Annotated in this window: 12 protein-coding genes; 8 read left to right on the top strand and 4 right to left on the bottom strand. The window is 73.6% G+C overall.

What is annotated here, in order from left to right:
* Positions 1–13: 13 nt before the first annotated feature.
* Positions 14–781, bottom strand: coding sequence for an ABC transporter permease (locus IF45_RS0117355; RefSeq protein WP_003950961.1), 768 nt, complete (start codon positions 779–781; stop codon positions 14–16).
* Positions 778–1,680: an ABC transporter ATP-binding protein gene (locus IF45_RS0117350; RefSeq protein ID WP_030308263.1), complete on the bottom strand. Its 903-nt coding sequence runs from the start codon at positions 1,678–1,680 to the stop codon at positions 778–780. Before IF45_RS0117350 ends, IF45_RS0117355 begins: the two co-directional genes overlap by 4 nt.
* Positions 1,681–1,856: 176 nt before the next feature.
* Between IF45_RS0117350 and IF45_RS0117345 the strand changes: the two genes are divergently transcribed.
* Together IF45_RS0117345 and IF45_RS0117340 are read left to right on the top strand one after the other, a co-directional pair.
* Positions 1,857–3,728 (top strand): ABC transporter ATP-binding protein, encoded by a 1,872-nt coding sequence (locus tag IF45_RS0117345; RefSeq protein ID WP_078842888.1) that lies wholly within the window; start codon positions 1,857–1,859, stop codon positions 3,726–3,728.
* Positions 3,725–5,590, top strand: coding sequence for an ABC transporter ATP-binding protein (locus IF45_RS0117340; protein WP_018893504.1), 1,866 nt, complete (start codon positions 3,725–3,727; stop codon positions 5,588–5,590). Before IF45_RS0117345 ends, IF45_RS0117340 begins: the two co-directional genes overlap by 4 nt.
* A 58-nt stretch (positions 5,591–5,648) precedes the next feature.
* Here the strand turns inward: IF45_RS0117340 and IF45_RS0117335 are convergent, their stop codons facing one another.
* Positions 5,649–6,293 (bottom strand): NADPH-dependent F420 reductase, encoded by a 645-nt coding sequence (locus IF45_RS0117335; RefSeq protein ID WP_008406740.1) that lies wholly within the window; start codon positions 6,291–6,293, stop codon positions 5,649–5,651.
* Between the two features lie 99 nt (positions 6,294–6,392).
* Between IF45_RS0117335 and IF45_RS0117330 the strand changes: the two genes are divergently transcribed.
* Positions 6,393–6,776, top strand: a complete 384-nt coding sequence (locus IF45_RS0117330; RefSeq protein ID WP_030308261.1) for a winged helix-turn-helix transcriptional regulator — start codon at positions 6,393–6,395, stop codon at positions 6,774–6,776.
* A 391-nt stretch (positions 6,777–7,167) separates the two neighbouring features.
* Positions 7,168–8,742 carry a M4 family metallopeptidase gene (locus tag IF45_RS0117325; RefSeq protein WP_008406742.1) on the top strand — a complete coding sequence of 525 codons (1,575 nt, stop codon included), beginning with the start codon at positions 7,168–7,170 and terminating at the stop codon, positions 8,740–8,742.
* A 79-nt stretch (positions 8,743–8,821) separates the two neighbouring features.
* On the opposite strand, the gene glgP is transcribed toward IF45_RS0117325, so the two are convergent.
* A complete protein-coding gene (gene glgP / locus IF45_RS0117320; protein WP_026282216.1) occupies positions 8,822–11,482 on the bottom strand; it encodes an alpha-glucan family phosphorylase in 2,661 nt (886 codons plus the stop codon).
* A 332-nt stretch (positions 11,483–11,814) separates the two neighbouring features.
* Between glgP and IF45_RS0117315 the strand changes: the two genes are divergently transcribed.
* The 4 genes from IF45_RS0117315 (at position 11,815) to IF45_RS0117300 (ending at position 19,091) form a co-directional block, all read left to right on the top strand.
* Complete coding sequence (locus IF45_RS0117315) at positions 11,815–13,029, top strand: S8 family peptidase (RefSeq protein WP_030308259.1); 1,215 nt, start codon at positions 11,815–11,817, stop codon at positions 13,027–13,029.
* A 536-nt stretch (positions 13,030–13,565) separates the two neighbouring features.
* The gene (locus IF45_RS0117310; RefSeq protein ID WP_030308257.1) at positions 13,566–15,569 is read left to right on the top strand and encodes an alpha-1,4-glucan--maltose-1-phosphate maltosyltransferase; all 2,004 of its coding nucleotides are present in this window, start codon (positions 13,566–13,568) and stop codon (positions 15,567–15,569) included.
* Positions 15,566–17,305, top strand: a complete 1,740-nt coding sequence (gene treS, locus IF45_RS0117305; RefSeq protein WP_003950951.1) for a maltose alpha-D-glucosyltransferase — start codon at positions 15,566–15,568, stop codon at positions 17,303–17,305. Before IF45_RS0117310 ends, treS begins: the two co-directional genes overlap by 4 nt.
* Positions 17,306–17,624: 319 nt before the next feature.
* Positions 17,625–19,091, top strand: coding sequence for a maltokinase N-terminal cap-like domain-containing protein (locus tag IF45_RS0117300; protein ID WP_003950950.1), 1,467 nt, complete (start codon positions 17,625–17,627; stop codon positions 19,089–19,091).
* Positions 19,092–19,224: the final 133 nt, after the last annotated feature.

Raw genomic sequence — 19,224 nt, 5'->3', positions numbered from 1 at the left:
CGGCGCGTACGCCTCACTCCCAGCGGAACCAGCGGACGGCGCCCAGCGACAGCAGCGCCGCCCACAGCGCGGCCACCCCCAGGTGCGACCAGGAGGGCCAGTCCCCGGCGGCGGCCTGGTCGAGGGCCTGCACGGCCGCGCCGAACGGGGTGAAGGAGACGATGTCGGCCAGCAGGTCGGGCATGGCCTGGATCGGCAGCCAGACGCCGGCGGTGAACATCGACGGGAAGAAGACGATCGAGCCGATGGCGGTGGCGATCTTGGTGGTGGGGGCGACGGCGGAGATGAAGGCGCCCAGCGCCAGCGCGCAGACGATGGCCAGGAGCAGCGCCAGCACGTAACCGGCCGGCTGTCCGGGCAGCGCCACGTCGAAGACGAGCCGGCCGACGACGATCACCAGCAGCGCGGAGACCAGCGAGGCCACCCCGTGCAGCCCCATCTGGGCACCGAGCACCGCCTGCGGGCGGACCGGGGTGACCGACATCCGGCGCAGGATGCCGCGCTCCCGGTAGCCGGTGATGACCGGGGGCATCGCCTGGAGCCCGGCCATGATCATCGCGAGCACCACGGCGGTCGGCACGTAGAACTCGATGATCCGCTGCCCGCCGTTGGCCGGGTCGGGCTCGCGGAAGCCGGGGATCGCGCCGAGGATCGCGAGGAGCAGGACGGGGAAGCCGATGATCCAGAAGAGGCTGCCCGGCTCGCGCAGGAACAGGCGGGTCTCGGTGCGCAGCACGGCGCGGCCGGGCGACGCCTTGGCGGGGGCGGCGGCGCTGGTCATGCGGCTTCTCCAGTCAGGTCGAGGAAGGCGTCGTCGAGGGTGGCCTCGACGATCCGCAGCCGGTGCGCGGTGGTGCCGGTGCGGGCGAGGAGGGCGAGCAGCGCGGTGACGGTCTCGTCGGTGCCGGTGAGGGTGACGTTCCCGTCGCGCTCCTCGTGGGAGGCGAGCCGCGGCAGCGCGGCCAGGTCGGCGGCGGGCAGCGGGGCGGAGGGGGTGAAGGTGGTGACGACCGCTCCGGCGGCGCGGCTGACCAGCCCGGCCGGGGTGTCGAGGGCGGCGACGCGGCCCTTGTCGATGACGGCGATCCGGTCGCAGAGCCGCTGGGCCTCCTCCATGAAGTGGGTGACCAGCAGGACGGTGACGCCGCTGTCGCGGACCTCCTCGATGAGCGCCCAGGTCTCCCGGCGGGCACGCGGGTCCAGGCCGGTGGTCAGCTCGTCCAGGACGACGACGCGCGGGTTGCCGATCAGGGCCAGCGCGATGAACAGGCGCTGCTTCTGGCCGCCGGAGAGCTTGGCGAACCGGGTGGAGAGCTTCTCGGTGAGGCCGAGGCGCTCGGCGAGCGCGCGCCAGTCGGCGGGGTCGGGGTAGCAGGCGGCGTAGAGCTGGAGCGCCTCCTGGACGGTGATCTTCGGCTGCAGCTCACTCTCCTGGAGCTGGGCGCCGAGCACCCGGGTGACGCCGTCCCGGTCCCGTACGGGGTCGAGTCCGGCCACCTTGACCGTCCCGGCGTCGGGGTGGCGCAGCCCCTCCACGCACTCCACGGTGGTGGTCTTGCCGGCGCCGTTGGGGCCGAGGATGCCGAAGATCTCTCCTTCCTCGACGGTGAACGAGATGCCGTCCACGACGGTGCGGCCGCCGTACGCCTTGCGTACTCCGCTGACTTCGATGATGGGCATGGACGGGAGTATGGCCGTCAAGGTGTGACGCGGGCCTCATCCGATCGGATGAGGCGGGTCCCTGGACGGACCCCCAGGAGCGGGGGACGAGGGGTCAGGGGCAGGTCCGGGGACCGAGCCCGGCTGGGTCAAAAGTCGCTGGTCGGTGTCAGGGGCGAACCGTACGCTCACTCCTGATGTCTGACTCTCCCTCGCACCCCGAGACCGCCCCCGACACCCCGCCGGACAGACCCGAGCCGTCGGCGGTGCGGACGCTGCTGCGGCTGTGGCCGTACGTCCGTCCCGTACGGGCGCGGCTGTTCACGGCCGTGGTCGTCGCCATCGCCGCCTCCTGCGTCGGCCTGGTGATCCCGCTGGTCCTCAAGTGGATCGTCGACGGCCCGGTGGCCGGCGGCGATCCCGGCGGGGTCTGGCTGGGCGCCCTGCTGCTGCTCGGCATCGGGGTCGCGGAGGCCGTGCTCTTCGGTTTCCGGCGGTGGCTGGTGGCGCGACCGCTGGCCGGGGTGGAGGCGCGGCTGCGCGGTGACCTCTTCGCCCACGTCCAGCGGCTGCCGGTCGCCTTCCACGACCGCTGGGCCTCGGGCCAGTTGCTGTCGCGCGGCACCACCGACCTGATGATGCTGCGGATGTTCCTCGCCTTCCCGCTGACCTTCCTGGTGGTCAACGGCGCCACCATCGTCGTCGGCATGGCCGTCCTGCTGGCGCAGGAGTGGACGCTGGGCCTGGTGCTGCTCCTGCCCGTCCTGCCGCTGATCGCGGTCTGCTCGCTCTTCGAGTCCCGGTACGCGCGGGTCGCCCGGCGCGCCCAGGACCAGGCGGGCGACCTGACGACGGTGGTCGAGGAGAGCGTGCTCGGCATCCGGATCATCAAGGGCTTCGGCCGCCACCGCAGCCAGGCGCGGGCCTTTGGCGAGCAGTCCCGGCAGCTGCGCACCACCGAGCTGGCCAAGGCCCGGCTGCTCGCCTCGATCTGGGCGGTCATCGTGATCCTCCCGGAGCTGGCGCTCGGCGGGGCGCTGGTCCTCGGCGTGGTCCAGGTCGCCGACGGCGCCCTGTCGGCGGGCACCCTGGTGGCCTTCCTGACGACGGCGCTGGCGCTGCGCTGGCCGGTGGAGTCGATCGGCTTCCTGCTGGCGATGTGCCAGGAGGCGGCGACGGCGACCCGGCGGTACTTCGAGGTGATCGACACGGCCCGCGAGTCGGTCGGGCCCGACGCGCTCCCCGGGGCGGCGCCGGGCGGCGACCCGGACGGGCCCGCCGACGGGCTGCGCTTCGCCGACGTCGTCTTCCGCTTCCCCGACGCGGCACCGGACTCGCCGCCGGTGCTCGACGGCATCGACCTGCACGTCCGCTCCGGCGAGACGATGGCGCTGGTCGGCGCGACCGGCAGCGGCAAGACGGCCCTGACGGCGCTGGTGCCCAGGCTGCACGAGGTGACGGCCGGGCGGATCACCCTGGACGGGGAGGACATCACCGCGCTGCCCCGCGCCGAGCTGCGGTCGCGGGTGGCGCTCGCCTTCGAGGAACCGACCCTCTTCTCGGCCTCGGTCGGGGAGAACGTCCTGATGGGCGCGGACGGCGGGGCCGGTGAGGCGGAGCTGCGCCGCGCCCTGGAGGTGGCCCAGGCCGGCTTCGTGGACCGGCTCCCCGACGGCACGGCGACCGAGGTCGGCGAACAGGGGCTCAGCCTCTCCGGCGGCCAGCGGCAGCGGCTCGCCCTGGCCCGGGCGGTGGTCGGCGCGCCCCGCTTCCTGGTGATGGACGACCCGCTCTCCGCCCTCGACGTGCACACCGAGGCACTGGTCGAGGAGGCGCTGCGCCGGGTGCTGAAGGGCACCACGGCGCTGGTGGTGGCGCACCGCCCCTCCACGGTGCTGCTGGCGGACCGGGTGGCGCTGCTCTCCGGCGGGCGGATCGCCGCCGTCGGCACCCACCAGGAACTGCTGCGGGAGAACGCCGAGTACGCCTGGCTGATGTCGGGGGCCGACGCGCCGCCCGGCACCGGCGGGCCCGGCCCGGCCGAGCTGGCGAAGGGAACGAGCCGATGACCACCGAGTCCCGCCCGAAGGAGACCCCGGAGGACGGCCGGACGCCGGCGGCCCTCGCCGTCCCGGCCCCCGACCCGTTCGACCAGGACGACCTGCCCACCCCGCCCGGCGCCACCGCCTCGCTGCTGCGCTCCCTGCTGGCGCCGATGCGCGCCCGGGTCGGCCTCGTCGTCCTGCTCCTCCTGCTCCAGCAGGCCGCCATCCAGGCCGGGCCGCTGCTGGTGGCGTACGCGATCGACCAGGGTGTGCCGGCCGTGCGGGAGGGCCGGTGGGGGCCGCTGGTGGCGGTCGGCGCCGGGTATCTGGGGTGCGCGCTGGCCGGCGGGCTGCTCCAGTACGCCTTCCTGACCCGGTCGGCGGTGGTCAGCCAGGACGTCCTGCTCGACCTGCGGGGCCGGATCTTCCGGCACGGGCAGGCGCTGAGCCTGGACTTCCACGAGCGGTACACCTCGGGGCGGCTGATCTCCCGGGCCACCACCGACGTGGAGTCGCTGCGCGAACTGCTCGACGAGGGGCTCCAGGAGCTGGTGACGGTCCTGGTCTCCTTCGTCTACATCGGCGGGATGCTGCTCTGGCTGGACCTGGGCATCGGCTCGGTGGCGGTCCTCTCCTTCGTCCCGCTCTACCTGCTGATCCGGCTCTACCAGCGCCGGGTGGGCCGGGTGTACGCACGCCGGTCGACGGCGATCGCCCGGGTCATCGTCAAGTTCACCGAGACGGTCAACGGCATCCGCCCGGTCCGCGCCTTCCGCCGCGAGGAGGCCAACGACGCGGAGTTCGCCGAGCTGAACCGCACCCACGAACGCTCCAACGGCGACGCCCTGCTGGAGATGGCCCGGTACGTGGTGGGCTCCCGGCTGGTCGCCAACACGGCGGTCGCCGGGATGGTCCTGTGGGGCGCCTGGCGCGTCGCGGACGGCGCCCTCGCCCTCGGCGTCCTGGCCGCCGCCGTGCTGTACGTCCGGCGGTTGTACGACCCGATCGACCGGATGGCCATGTTCCTCAACGCCTACCAGTCGGCCGCCGCCTCCCTGGAGAAGATCGCGGGCCTGCTGGCGCAGCGCCCCGCCGTGCCCGAGCCGGAGACGCCGGTGGCGCTGCCCGCGCCGACCGGTGCCGGACCGGGCCGGACCGTGGAGTTCGCCGGGGTCTCCTTCGGCTACCGCACCGGCGGCGAGGTGCTCCCCCGCTTCGACCTCACCATCCCGGCCGGGCAGACGGTCGCCGTGGTCGGCTCCACCGGCGCGGGCAAGTCGACCCTGGCCAAGCTGCTGGCGCGCTTCTACGACCCCTCGGCCGGCCAGGTCCTCCTGGACGGCGTGGACCTGCGCACTCTGGCCACGCCCGACCTGCGGCGCGGCGTGGTGATGGTGACCCAGGAGGCGTTCCTCTTCTCCGGCACCGTCGCGGAGAACATCGCCATCGGCCGCCCCGACGCGACCCGCGCCGAGGTGGAGGCGGCGGCCCGCGCGATCGGCGCCCACGCGTTCATCGCCGAGCTGCCCGACGGCTACGACACCGATGTGCGCAAGCGCGGCGGCCGCATCTCGGCGGGCCAGCGCCAGCTGGTCGGTTTCGCCCGCGCCCTGCTCGCCGACCCGGCGGTGCTGATCCTGGACGAGGCGACCAGCTCGCTGGACATCCCCGGCGAGCGCGCCGTCCAGCAGGCCCTGGCGACGGTGCTGCGCGGCCGCACCGCCGTGGTCATCGCCCACCGCCTCTCGACGGTGGCCATCGCCGACCGGGTCCTGGTGATGGCGGACGGCCGGATCGCCGAGGACGGCACCCCGGAGGAACTCATCGCGGGCACCGGGGAGTTCGCGGGACTGCACCGGGCGTGGCGGGAGAGTATGGCGGGCTGAGGGGCCCGCCGGTGAGCGGTTCGCGGCCGCCCGGGCGGAGGGCCGTGAACCGCTCGCGTCACGCCGACGCGGGGACCCCGGGGACCGCCGAGCGGGGATCGAAGCCGGCGAAGGACAGCCCGATGACGAAGCCCGCCGCCTCCTCCAGCTGGCGGACGCGGTCCAGCGCCCCGAGAACGGCCGCCGTCCCGCCGACGTCACGGACCAGCTCGCCGACGACACGCAGGGCGGCGTCGTCGTCGCCGCACATCGCCACCGTCACGCCGGACCGGCCTCCGCCGGGAGAACTCCCCCACCGGTCAGCGGGAAAGAGGTGGAACGCCTTGACGACCCGGGCTCCCGGAGCGAGCCCGGCGATCCGCCCCGCCATCGACTCGCCGGGCTCGGTGAGCAGAGCGCCCACGCCGTGCGCCACGGCGTTGGTGGGGTCGATCAACGGCGTCCCCTCCAGGGCGCCGTCGAAGGCGCCCGCCAGCCCCAGCATGGTGGCGACGCCGTCCCAGGCCACGGCGAGCAGCACCGCGTCGCGCCCGGTGGCCGCCTCCCGGGGCGTGACGGCGAGCACTCCGCGCCCGAGCCGCTCGGCCAGCCTCTCGGCCTTGTCCCGCGACCGCCCGCCGATCGCCACCTCATGGCCCGCGCCTGACCAGCCCTCCCCCAGGGCCGCCGCCAGCCTTCCTGTTCCCAGGATCCCGATACGCATCGTCGCTTCCTCTCCCGTGGCGGTCAGTCGGGCCCTCACGCTAGGGAAGCCGTCACGCACCGGTCGGTGCGTGACACCCGCGCGATGATGGGGAGCGAGATGACTGATCACGAAGGGCGCGGCCACGAGTGGGTCGCCGACTGCCGTCTGCGGGCGGCCACCGATCTCTTCACCCACACCTGGGACCCCGTGGTGCTGGCGGCTCTGCGCGCGGGCCCGCGCCGACGCCGCGAGCTGCGCGCCGCGATCGGCGGCATCAGCGACAAGGTCCTGACCGACACCCTGCGCCGTCTGCTCGCCGGCGGCCTGGTCGGCCGCCACGCACACGCCGAAGCGCCCCCTCGCGTCGAGTACGGCCTCACAGTCCTGGGGCAGAGCCTCGTCGAAGGCCCCATGGTGGCGCTCGGACGCTGGGCGGTCGACCACGGTGACGAGCTGCTGGCAGCCCAGGAGAACGCGGCTCGGAGAACGACGGGCCCCTGAGCGCGGGCGGCCTCCCCTCTCCGGCGACCGGCAGCAACAAGCCACGGCCGGAAATGAGTTGCCGGCCCGGCCGTCCCTCACCTCATGTCACCGGCCGTGCGCGGCCCTGCCAGGACAGTCCCCGCATAGCGGACTTCGGCCACCTCTGGGCGGACGATTTCCGGCCAACCTCCGCCCCATGCATGGCATGTACACGCCACGAGTGACACGCTTCCCCCGCACGACAACCACTGTTCACCCGCACCTCAGCCGCGTCACCCGGAGCGCCCCACGCCCCCGGGTGGCCGCACGTACACCGCTACTTCCCCACCCGGACCGCAGCCATGCGGCCCGGTCCCCCACATCCGGCCCGGCGGCCACCGCCCCGGCCGGTCCTCACCAGGGAGCGCGCGTGACCCCCCACATATCCCGCCGCCGTACCGGCCTTGCCCTGTCCACCGCCGTCGCCGCCGGCGCGCTGCTCGCCGCCGGGCTCTCCTCCGGCGGGGCCGTCGCCCAGCCCGCCGCCGCCGAGAAGGTGCCCGCGGCCGCCCCCGCCACCCTCTCCGCGGGCGCCAAGGCGAGCCTGCTCAAGGAGGCGGACACCGCGAAGGCGGACACCGCCCGTGCGATCGGCCTCGGCGCCCAGGAGAAGCTGGTCGTCCGCGACGTGGTCAAGGACCGCGACGGCAGCCTGCACACCCGGTACGAGCGCACCTACCAGGGCCTGCCCGTCCTCGGCGGCGACCTGGTGGTCCACACCGACAAGGCCGGCGCCACCGAGGGCGTCACCAAGGCCGTCAAGGCCGAGCTGAAGGTCGACACCGTCACCACGGCCGCCACCCCGAAGGGCGCCCGCAAGGTCGTCTGGGCCGCCGAGGGCACCCCGAAGCTGGCCTTCGAGAAGGTGACCAAGGGGACCAAGAAGGACGGCACGCCGCAGGAGCTGCACACCGTCACCGACGCCGCCACCGGCAAGCAGCTCTTCCAGTGGGACGCGGTCCACGCCGGCACCGGCGAGAGCCAGTACAGCGGCACCGTCGAGATCGGCACCACCGCCTCCGGCGGCGCCTTCGAGCTGACCGACGGCGAGCGCGGCGGCCACAAGACCTACGACCTGAAGAACGGTTCCTCGGGGACCGGCACCCTCTTCACCGACGACGACGACAAGTGGGGCGACGGCACGCCGAACGACCCGGCCACCGCCGCCGTCGACGCCGCCTACGGCGCGGGCGCCACCTGGGACTACTACGAGCAGGTGCACGGCCGCTCCGGCATCAAGGGCGACGGCGTCGGCGCGTACTCGCGCGTCCACTACGGCAACAACTACGTCAACGCCTTCTGGACCGATTCCTGCTTCTGCATGACCTACGGCGACGGCGCGGGCAACGCCGCCCCGCTCACCTCGCTCGACGTCGCCGCCCACGAGATGACCCACGGCGTCACCTCGGTGACGGCCGGGCTGATCTACTCCGGCGAGTCCGGCGGCCTCAACGAGGCGACCAGCGACATCTTCGCCACCGCGGTCGAATTCCACGCCGACAGCGAGGACGACGTCCCGGACTACCTCATCGGCGAGAAGATCGACATCAACGGCGACGGCTCCCCGCTGCGCTACATGGACGAACCGTCGAAGGACGGCTCCTCCGAGGACTACTGGTACGACGGCATCGGCAACGTCGACGTCCACTACTCCTCGGGCGTCGCCAACCACTTCTTCTACCTGCTCTCCGAGGGCAGCGGCGCCAAGGAGATCAACGGCGTCTCCTACGACTCGCCGACCTCCGACGGCGAGCCGGTCACCGGCATCGGCATCGAGAAGGCCGAGCAGATCTGGTTCAAGGCGCTCACCCAGTACATGACCTCCACCACCGACTACGCGGCGGCCCGCGAGGCCACCCTGGAGGCGGCGAGCGAGCTGTACGGCGCCGACTCGGCCGAGTACCAGGGCGTCGACCGCGCCTGGGCGGCGGTCAACGTCAGCTGACGCACCGGCGGAAGACCGCGGCACCCGGGGCTGAGCGCTCGCCCCGGGTGCCGCTTTTTCCGTCGCCTCTTCGTCGTGCTCAGCGCAGCAGGACGCCGGCCTCCCGGCCCGCCGCCTCCGCCGGGACGGCGATCAGCCCCATCTCGGCGCCGGAGGCCAGCAGCCGGTGGCTGGGCAGCACCCGGACCGTGTAGCCGAAGCTGCCGGTGCGGTCGAGGGCGAGCGGGCCCTCGAAGGTCCAGCGGCCGTCCAGGTCCGGCCCGCCCGGCGCGGGCTTCAGCGGCACCCGGGTGGCCCCGCTGATCCGGTCGTCCCCGTCGACGTGCCCGGAGACCGCCTGCACCTCCACGTCCTCGGGCGCCAGCTCGCCCAGGCGCACCCGGACCCGCAGGGCGAGGGTGGCGCCGAGCTGGGCCGGGGAGCCGTCGCCGTCCGGACCGTCGGCCCCCGCGTCCACGTGCTCCACCGCGACCTGCGCCCACCCGGAGCGCACCCGCTCCTTGTACGCGGCCAGTTCGCGCGCCTGCTCAGGGCCGAGCGCGCGGTGGGCGCGGGCGGCCGGGGCGTAGAGGGTCTCGACGTACTCGCGGACCATGCGGCCCGCGATGACCTTCGGGCCGAGCCGGGTCAGGGTCTCGCGGACCATGCCGATCCAGCGGTCGGGCAGCCCCTCGCGGCCCCGCTCGTAGAAGCGCGGGGCGACGCGCTGCTCCAGCAGTTCGTAGAGGGCGGTGGCCTCCAGGGCGTCGCGGCGCTCGGTCTCCTTGGCGGTGAGGTCGCCGCCGCCGTCGGCGGTGGGGATGGCCCAGCCGAAGTCCGGGTCGTACCACTCGTCCCACCAGCCGTCGAGGACGGAGAGGTTGAGGCAGCCGTTGAGGGCGGCCTTCATCCCGGAGGTGCCGCAGGCCTCCAGCGGGCGCAGCGGGTTGTTGAGCCAGACGTCGCACCCCGGGTAGAGCTTCTGGGCCATCGCCATGCCGTAGTCGGGCAGGAAGGCGATGCGGTGGCGGACCCCCGCGTCGTCGGCGAACCGGACCAGCTCCTGCACCAGCCGCTTGCCGCCGTCGTCGGCCGGGTGCGCCTTGCCGGCCACCACGATCTGCACCGGCCGCTCCGGGTGGAGCAGCAGCGCCCGCAGCCGGTCACGGTCCTGGAGCATCAGCGTGAGCCGCTTGTACGAGGGGACGCGCCGGGCGAAACCGATGGTCAGCACGGACGGGTCGAAGGCGGTGTCGATCCAGCCGAGTTCGGCCGGGCCCGCGCCGCGCTGGCGCCAGCCGGCGGTGAGCCGGGTGCGGATCTCCTCGACCAGCTGCTCGCGCAGGGTGCGGCGCAGCTCCCAGATCTCCTGGTCGGAGATCTGGCCGATGGCGTCCCACCGCTCGGGGCCGCCGACGCTCAGCGCCTCCTCTGCGCGGGCGGTCCCGACCCGGCGGGCGCCGAGCCGCAGCACCTCGGGGGCGACCCAGGTGGGGGCGTGCACGCCGTTGGTGACCGAGGTGATCGGCACCTCCTCGGCGTCGAACCCCGGCCAGAGCCCGGCGAACATCTCCCGGCTGACCTGGCCGTGCAGGGTGGAGACGCCGTTGGCGCGCTGGGCGAGCCGCAGCCCCATCACGGCCATGTTGAAGAGCCCCGGGTCGCCGCCCGGGTAGGTCTCGGTGCCCAGCGCCAGGACGCGCCCGGTGTCGATGCCGGGGAGTTCCGCGCCCTCGCCGAAGTGGCGGGCGACCAGCGAGCGGTCGAAGCGGTCGATCCCGGCCGGGACCGGGGTGTGGGTGGTGAAGACGGTGCCGGCGCGCACCACCTGGAGGGCCTGGTCGAAGTCGAGGCCGGGCCCGTCGGGGGCGGGCGTGCCCAGTTCGTGGACGCGCTCCAGGCCGAGGAAGCCGGCGTGGCCCTCGTTGGTGTGGAAGACCTCGGGCGCCGGGTGCCCGGTGAGCCGGCAGTACGCCCGCACCGCGCGGACGCCGCCGATGCCGAGCAGCATCTCCTGGTGGAGCCGGTGCTCGCTGCCGCCGCCGTAGAGCCGGTCGGTCACCTCGCGGGCGGCGGCGTCGTTGTCCTCGACGTCGGAGTCGAGCATGAGCAGCGGGACGCGGCCGACCCGGGCCTGCCAGACGCGGGCGCGCAGCAGCCGGCCGCCGGGCAGGGCGAGGCGGATCAGGGTGGGGCTGCCGTCGGTCTCGCGGAGCAGGGTGAGCGGCAGCTCGTCCGGGTCGAGGACCGGGTAGTGCTCCTGCTGCCAGCCGTCCCGGGAGAGGGACTGGCGGAAGTAGCCGTGGCGGTAGAGGAGCCCGACGCCGATCAGCGGGACGCCGAGGTCGCTGGCGGACTTGAGGTGGTCGCCGGCGAGGATGCCGAGGCCGCCGGAGTACTGCGGCAGGGCGGCGGTGACGCCGAACTCGGGGGAGAAGTAGGCGACGGCGGCGGGCGGGGAGCCCTCCTGGCGCTGGTACCAGCGGTCGCCTTCGAGGTAGTCGGTGAGGTCGTCGACGGCGGCGGCCAGGCGGAGCCGGAAGCGCCGGTCGGCGGCGAGGGTGTCGAGGCGTTCGGGCGGGACGGCGGCGAGCAGCCGGACCGGGTCGCCGGTGGCGGCCCAGCGGGCCGGGTCGACCGACTGGAACAGCTCGCGGGTCTCCGCGTGCCAGGACCAGCGCAGGTTGCGGGCCAGGTCGCTGAGGGGGCGGAGGGGTTCGGGGAGGACGGGACGCACGGTGAATCGACGCATTGCCTTCACGGTTCCACCTTCGCAGGATTCATCCGCTTTTGCGGGGCGGCTCGCATCATGGGGCGTCAGGACCGGCGCGCGGCAGGGCGCGTACGGGGCGCGCGGCCCCGGCTGACGGGGCGTCGGCGGCGCACGCGGAGACGGAGGCCCGGTCGCCCCGGCCAGGCGGTTCCGTTGCAACAATCACACAACCTTTACCGCGGCTTCACGACGCATTCGCCCCGGTCTTCCCCCTCTTGACCCGTTGCCCGGGCGGCCCCGGCCCGACACGCTGACGCCTGACACCGCCGGGCCCGCGATGGGCGGGACCGCGGGGTCGACATGAGGAGGGGAACTCGCAGATGAGCGAGGTCATACGCATTCCGCGCCGGACGGTGGCCGTGGCCGCCGCCGCGGTCGCGGCGCTCGCGGTGGGCACACTGCCCGCCCAGGCGGCACCCGCAGGGCCGGGGGGCCCGAAGCTGGGGACGGTCCGTCAGGCCGACAACCCCCGCGACGTGGTGCGCGACAGCTACATCGTGACGCTGAAGTCCGGCGTCAAGGCACCGTCGGCCGCGGGCGTCAAGCTCGCGAGCCGGTACGGCGGCAAGATCAGCCACACCTACCAGCGGGCCCTCAACGGGTACGCGGTGAAGCTCAACGCCGTCCAGGCCCGGCGGCTCGCGGCGGACCCCGCCGTGGCCTCGGTCGCCCAGGACGTCAAGGTGCGCGCCTCGGCCACCCAGACCAACCCGGTCTGGGGCCTGGACCGCGTCGACCAGCCGGCCCTGCCGCTGGACAAGCGGTACACCTCGCCGGACGGCGGCGGCGCGGGCGCCACGGTGTACGTCATCGACACCGGCATCCGGATCAGCCACCAGGAGTTCGGCGGCCGGGCCCGCAACGGGTACGACTTCGTCGGCAAGGACAAGGTCGCCCAGGACTCCAACGGCCACGGCACGCATGTCGCGGCCACCGCCGTAGGCTCCACCTACGGCGTGGCGAAGAAGGCCAAGGTCGTGGGCGTGCGGGTGCTCGACGCCTACGGCGAGGGGACCCTCGCGCAGGTCATCGCGGGCATCGACTGGGTGACGAAGAACGCCGTCAAGCCGGCCGTGGCCAACCTCAGCCTCGGCGGCGGGGTCAGCCCCGAGCTGGACAAGGCCGTCCGCACCTCCATCGCCTCCGGGATCACCTACACGGTGGCCGCGGGCAACGAGGGGCTGCCGGCCGAGACCACCTCGCCCGGCCGGGTGAAGCAGGCCATCACCGTCGGGGCGACCAACCGCTGGGACGAGCGCTCGTACTTCTCGAACTGGGGTCCGGTCGTCGACCTGTTCGCCCCGGGCGAGGACATCAAGTCCGCCTCGCACAAGAACGACACCGGCACCGTGACCTTCGACGGGACCTCGATGGCGGCGCCGCACGTCGCCGGGGCTGCCGCGCTGTACCTGGCGGCCAACCCGAAGGCGACGCCGGCGACGGTCGAGAAGGGGATTGTCGGCAAGGCCGCCACGGGGCAGATCTCGGGCCGGCGGATCGGGTCGCCGGACCGGCTTCTCCAGGTCTCGCCCTAGCGGGGCGGGCCCATTGGCCCGCAGATCGGGGGACGTCCAGCCCCCGGCCTGCGGGCCGTTTTCGTTGGCCTCAAGCGCCGGCCGGGCTAAGGGGGCCGAGGTGCATTGCGCCCCACTGGTCACACCCGTCACAACCTGGGGTTTTCGCGGAGGGCACATGCCAGGGGCAGTGGGGGTGGGGGAAATCGGGGGTACGCGTCAGTAGGTGGGTGAGGGGCGGATTGGTCGCCCTTCGGGTGGGGGAAGGCTGTCCCGGTACTCCCGCGTCACGCTTTCCCGCACGGCCCCGCCGGCCCCGTCCGGCCCGGTGCCGCGGTTCCGCCGCAGGCACCCGACGTACGTCCCCCGGCGCGTCCCCCCGGCGCGCGGTCGAAGCGAACGGCAAGGAGCCTCCATGCCCCCATCGCGTCCCCGGCCCGGTCCCCCGCCCTTACGAGGCGTCAAAGGGACGGCGAAAGCTGCCGATAGAGAGGACGACGGCCGGGACGCCCGAGTCCCCGGCCACCCCCGTACCCGCACGATCCGCAGGTGATGCCGTGAACACCCCCATTGGACGCATCCCCGTCCTCGACGTCCGACCGCTCGTCCAGGGCGGCAGACGCCCCGCCAAGTCGGTGAGCGGCGAGTCCTTCGAGATCACCGCCACCGTCTTCCGCGAGGGCCATGACGCCGTCGCCGCCAACGTCGTGCTGCGCGGCCCGGACGGCCGCTCCGGCCCCTGGACGCCCATGCGCGAGCTGGCGCCCGGCACCGACCGCTGGGGCGCCGTGGTCGCCCCGGCCGAGGAAGGCCACTGGACGTACTGGGTGGAGGCGTGGGGCGACCCGCTGACCACCTGGCGCCGGACCGCCGCCGTGAAGATCCCGGCCGGGATCGACACCGAGCTGGTCCTCGAAGAGGGCGCCCAGCTGCACGAACGCGCCGCCAAGGGCGTACCGAAGGCCAAGGGGCGCCGGGAGGCGGTGCTCGCCGTCGCCGACGCGCTGCGGGACACCTCGCTCGGCGACGGGCAGCGGCTCGCAGCGGCCGGGGAGGCGCAGGCGGTGGCGGCGCTGGAGCGGTACCCGCTGCGCGAGCCGCTCTCGGCCTCCGAACCGCTGCCGCTGCTGGTGGAACGGAGGCGGGCGCTCTTCGGCTCCTGGTACGAGTTCTTCCCGCGCTCCGAGGGCGCCGTGGTGCCCGAGGACGGCGGCCCGCCGGTCTCCGGCACGCTGCGGACGGCGGCGGCCCGGCTGCCCGCGATCGCCGCGATGGGCTTCGACGTGGTGTACCTGCCGCCGATCCACCCGATCGGCACCACCCACCGCAAGGGCCGCAACAACTCCCTCGCCCCCACCCCGCACGACGTGGGCGTGCCCTGGGCGATCGGCTCCGCCGACGGCGGGCACGACGCGATCCACCCGGAGCTGGGCACCTTCGAGGACTTCGACGCCTTCGTGCGCACCGCCACCGAGCTGCGGCTGGAGATCGCGCTGGACTTCGCCCTCCAGTGCTCCCCGGACCACCCATGGGTGACGGAGCACCCCGAGTGGTTCCACCACCGGCCCGACGGCTCGATCGCGTACGCCGAGAACCCGCCCAAGAAGTACCAGGACATCTTCCCCATCGCCTTCGACAAGGACATGGACGGCCTGGTCGCCGAGACCCTGCGGGTGCTGCGGCTCTGGATGGACCACGGGGTGCGGATCTTCCGCGTCGACAACCCGCACACCAAGCCGGTGGTCTTCTGGGAGCGGGTGATCACCGAGATCAACCGGACCGACCCGGACGTCGTCTTCCTCGCCGAGGCGTTCACCCGGCCGGCGCTGATGCACGCGCTGGCCGCCGTCGGCTTCCAGCAGTCGTACACCTACTTCACCTGGCGCAACGGCAAGCAGGAGCTGACCGACTACCTGACCGAGCTGACCGGCGACGCGGCCGCGTACATGCGGCCGAATTTCTTCGTCAACACGCCGGACATCCTGCACGCGTACCTTCAGCACGGGGGCCGCCCCGCCTTCGAGGCGCGGGCGGTGCTGGCGGCGACCCTCTCGCCCAGCTGGGGGGTCTACGCGGGCTTCGAGCTGTGCGAGGCGCAGCCTCTGCGCGAGGGCAGCGAGGAGTACCTCGACTCGGAGAAGTACCAGCTGCGTCCGCGCGACTGGGCGGCGGCCGAGCGGGAGGGGCGCACCCTGACCCCGCTGCTGACCGCGCTGAACCGGGTCCGGCGCCGCAATCCGGCCCTCCAGCAACTGCGTGATCTGCACTTCCACCACACCGACAACGACGCGCTGCTCGCCTACAGCAAGCAATCGGGTGGCAATACGGTCCTGACGGTCGTCAACCTCGACCCGCACCACACCCAGGAAGCCACGGTCTCGTTGGACATGCCGCGCCTCGGCCTCGGCTGGGACGACACCACACCGGTGCGCGACGAGCTCACCGGCGAGACCTATCACTGGGGCAGGGCCAACTACGTGCGTCTAGAGCCGGGCGTCACGCCCGCGCACCTGTTCGTCCTGCGACCGTCCTCACCGATCGGAGGGTCACCCACACCATGATCGTCAACGAACCCGTCCAGGACACCTTCGAGGACACCCCTGCCAAGGACCGTGACCCCGAGTGGTTCAAGCGAGCCGTCTTCTACGAGGTGCTCGTCCGGTCCTTCCAGGACAGCAACGGCGACGGCATCGGCGACCTCAAGGGCCTCACCGCCAAGCTCGACTACCTCCAGTGGCTGGGGGTGGACTGCCTCTGGCTGCCGCCGTTCTTCAAGTCGCCCCTGCGGGACGGCGGCTACGACGTCTCGGACTACACGGCGGTGCTCCCGGAGTTCGGCGACCTCGCCGACTTCGTGGAGTTCGTCGACGCGGCCCACCAGCGGGGCATGCGGGTCATCATCGACTTCGTCATGAACCACACCAGCGACCAGCATCCGTGGTTCCAGGAGTCCCGGCGCGACCCGGACGGCCCCTACGGGGACTACTACGTCTGGGCCGACGACGACAAGCAGTACCAGGACGCCCGGATCATCTTCGTCGACACCGAGGCGTCGAACTGGACCTTCGACCCGGTCCGCCAGCAGTATTACTGGCACCGCTTCTTCTCCCACCAGCCGGACCTCAACTACGAGAACCCGGCCGTCCAGGAGGAGATCCTCTCCGCGCTGAAGTTCTGGCTGGACCTCGGCATCGACGGCTTCCGCCTCGACGCCGTGCCCTACCTCTACGCCGAGGAGGGCACCAACTGCGAGAACCTCCCCCGTTCGCACGCCATGCTGAAGCGGGTCCGCGAGGAGATCGACGCCCACTACCCGGACACCGTCCTGCTCGCCGAGGCCAACCAGTGGCCGGAGGACGTCGTCGACTACTTCGGCGACTACGCCAAGGGCGGCGACGAGTGCCACATGGCGTTCCACTTCCCGGTGATGCCGCGCATCTTCATGGCGGTCCGCCGGGAGTCCCGCTACCCGGTCTCGGAGATCCTGGCCAAGACCCCGGCCATCCCCTCGGGCTGCCAGTGGGGCATCTTCCTGCGGAACCACGACGAGCTGACCCTCGAGATGGTCACCGACGAAGAGCGCGACTACATGTACGCCGAGTACGCCAAGGACCCGCGGATGCGGGCCAACATCGGCATCCGGCGCCGCCTCGCCCCGCTGCTCGACAACGACCGCAACCAGATCGAACTCTTCACCGCCCTCCTCCTCTCCCTCCCGGGCTCGCCGATCCTCTACTACGGCGACGAGATCGGCATGGGCGACAACATCTGGCTCGGCGACCGCGACGCGGTCCGCACGCCGATGCAGTGGACGCCCGACCGGAACGCCGGATTCTCCTCCAGCGACCCGGGCCGGCTCTTCCTGCCCACGATCATGGACCCGGTCTACGGCTACCAGGTGACCAACGTCGAGGCCGCCATGTCCTCGCCCTCGTCCCTGCTGCACTGGACCCGGCGCATGATCGAGATCCGCAAGCAGAACCGTGCCTTCGGGCTCGGGTCGTACACCGAACTGCCCTCCACCAACCCGGCCGTCCTCGCCTTCCTGCGCGAGGCCCCGCCCGGGCCGGACGGGGAGGAGGACGACCTGGTCCTGTGCGTGCACAACTTCTCGCGGTTCGCCCAGCCCACCGAGCTGGACCTGCAGACCTTCGCCGGACGCCATCCGGTGGAGCTGACCGGCGGGGTGCGCTTCCCCGCCATCGGTGACCTGCCGTACCTGCTGACCCTGGCCGGCCACGGCTTCTACTGGTTCCGCCTGCGCAAGGAGGCGGCGGTCACCGCCGTCACCCCCTGACGGCGGCCGCGAAGCCCCAAGTGTCCGGTGCGGGACGGTTACGGCCCTCCCGCACCGGGCACGCGTAACCGCATCAAGCGCGCGCAGCACGCCGGTCACCGGGACCGGGGAGCACCTCCCCCGGCCCCGCCCGGAGCACCAAGCCCGCCCCTTCACGCTCCCTGAGCCCCGCACCGTCCGGGGCACTTCACCACCCCGTACGCCCGCCTTCTGCGGCCGATGAGGGGACCGGGCGCACCGCCGGACCGTCAAATGCCGCAATCCGGGTCACTGTCGGGCGATATTGAGGTGTACCCGGGGAAAGGACGCGACGCCGCCAATGTCGGATGCCTCCAGCACGCTCGTTCCTTCCCCAGCGTCCGGGGGGCTGCTCGCCTCCCTGGACCCGCTGCTGCGCCCCTGGCTGCCCAGACAGCGGTGGTTCGCCGGCAAGGGCCGCCCGGTCACGGGCTTCACCCTGGTCGCCGCCACCGAACTGCTGCCGCCGGGCCCGCCGGGCCGTCCGAAACCGGACAGCCCCGGCCTGCTCCACCTCCTGGTCCGCGCCCAGCAGCCGGCCGGTCCCGGCCCGGGCGCCGCCACCGATCCGGGTGACACCTACCAGCTCCTCATCGGGGTCCGCCGGACCCTCCCGCCGCGCCTGGCCCCCGCGCTGATCGGCCGTCCGGCCGACGGACCGCTCGCCGGGCAGGCCGTCTACGACGCGCTGCACGACGCCCGCCTCACCGAGGTCCTCCTGGAGCGGCTGCGGCTGCCCGGGCGGCTCGGGGCGCTCCGCTTCGCCCGCGCCGGCCAGGGCGACATCCCGGCCGGGCTGCCGGCCCGGGTCCTCGGCGCCGAGCAGTCCAACTCCTCCCTCGTCTACGGCGAACGGCTGATCCTCAAGCTCTTCCGCCGGGTCGTCCCCGGCGTCAACCCGGACCTGGAGCTGCCCCGGGCACTGGCCGCCGGCCGCTCCACCCGGGTGCCGGCGCCCCTCGCCTGGCTGGAGGCCGACGGGGGCGCGGAGCCGCTGGTCCTCGGCGTCCTCCAGCCGTTCCTGCGCGGCTGCGACGACGGCTGGGAGCTGGCGCTCGGCGCGCTCGCCCGCGGTGAGGACTTCTCCGGCGAGGCCCGCGCGCTGGGCCGGGCCACCGCCGAGGTGCACGCGGCACTGGCCGAAGCGCTGCCCACCGTGACGCTGGGCCCGGCCCGGCTGGCGGCGCTGGCCGCGCAGATGACGGAGCGGCTGGACGCCGCCGCACAGGCGGTCCCCGCGCTCCACCGGCACGTACCGGGGCTGCGCACCGCCTTCGAGGCGATGGCCGACCCTTCGCTGGCCGGGACCTCGCTCACCGCCCAGCGGGTCCACGGCGACCTGCACCTCGGGCAGTGCCTGCGCGGGCCCGACGGCCACTGGTCGCTGATCGACTTCGAGGGCGAGCCGGTCAAGCCGCTGGCCGAACGGCGGCTCCCCCAGCCCCCGGTCCGCGACGTCGCCGGCATGCTCCGCTCCTTCGACTACGCGGCCCGCTCCCACCAGCCGTGGGCACCGGAGTGGGCCGACCGCTGCCGGGACGCGTACTGCGCCGGATACGCGGAGGCGCACGGCCGCGACCCCCGCGACGAACCGGTTCTGCTGCGCGCCTTCGAGACCGACAAGGCGGTCTACGAGGCGCTCTACGAGGCCCGGCACCGGCCCGACTGGCTGCCCGTCCCGCTGGCGGCGGTGGAGCGGCTGGCCGCCCCCGTCCCGGCCGGGGCGCGCGCCGACACCGGCGGCCCGCTCGGCCACGGCCTGGACTGACCGGCCGCCTCCCTCCCCCACCACTCCCCTGTCCCGCGCCCCGGGCAGGTCGCGCCGGTCCCCGCCGGAGCGGCCCGCCCCGGCGCCGCCCACCACCCCTCCCCACCCGACCCGCTCCGGCCCGGCCCCGAGC

The organism is Streptomyces albidoflavus (assembly GCF_000719955.1).
Classification (GTDB): domain Bacteria; phylum Actinomycetota; class Actinomycetes; order Streptomycetales; family Streptomycetaceae; genus Streptomyces; species Streptomyces albidoflavus.
Note: the sequence above shows the minus strand (reverse complement) of the source record. Positions and strands in the feature narration are given on the sequence as shown.

Bases quoted from the DNA above. Each gene is read 5' to 3' on its own strand.
- IF45_RS0117355 (WP_003950961.1), bottom strand. From the start codon at position 781: ATGACCAGCGCCGCCGCCCCCGCCAAGGCGTCGCCCGGCCGCGCCGTG.
- IF45_RS0117350 (WP_030308263.1), bottom strand. From the start codon at position 1,680: ATGCCCATCATCGAAGTCAGCGGAGTACGCAAGGCGTACGGCGGCCGC.
- IF45_RS0117345 (WP_078842888.1), top strand. From the start codon at position 1,857: ATGTCTGACTCTCCCTCGCACCCCGAGACCGCCCCCGACACCCCGCCG.
- IF45_RS0117340 (WP_018893504.1), top strand. From the start codon at position 3,725: ATGACCACCGAGTCCCGCCCGAAGGAGACCCCGGAGGACGGCCGGACG.
- IF45_RS0117335 (WP_008406740.1), bottom strand. From the start codon at position 6,293: ATGCGTATCGGGATCCTGGGAACAGGAAGGCTGGCGGCGGCCCTGGGG.
- IF45_RS0117330 (WP_030308261.1), top strand. From the start codon at position 6,393: ATGACTGATCACGAAGGGCGCGGCCACGAGTGGGTCGCCGACTGCCGT.
- IF45_RS0117315 (WP_030308259.1), top strand. From the start codon at position 11,815: ATGAGCGAGGTCATACGCATTCCGCGCCGGACGGTGGCCGTGGCCGCC.
- treS (WP_003950951.1), top strand. From the start codon at position 15,566: ATGATCGTCAACGAACCCGTCCAGGACACCTTCGAGGACACCCCTGCC.
- IF45_RS0117300 (WP_003950950.1), top strand. From the start codon at position 17,625: ATGTCGGATGCCTCCAGCACGCTCGTTCCTTCCCCAGCGTCCGGGGGG.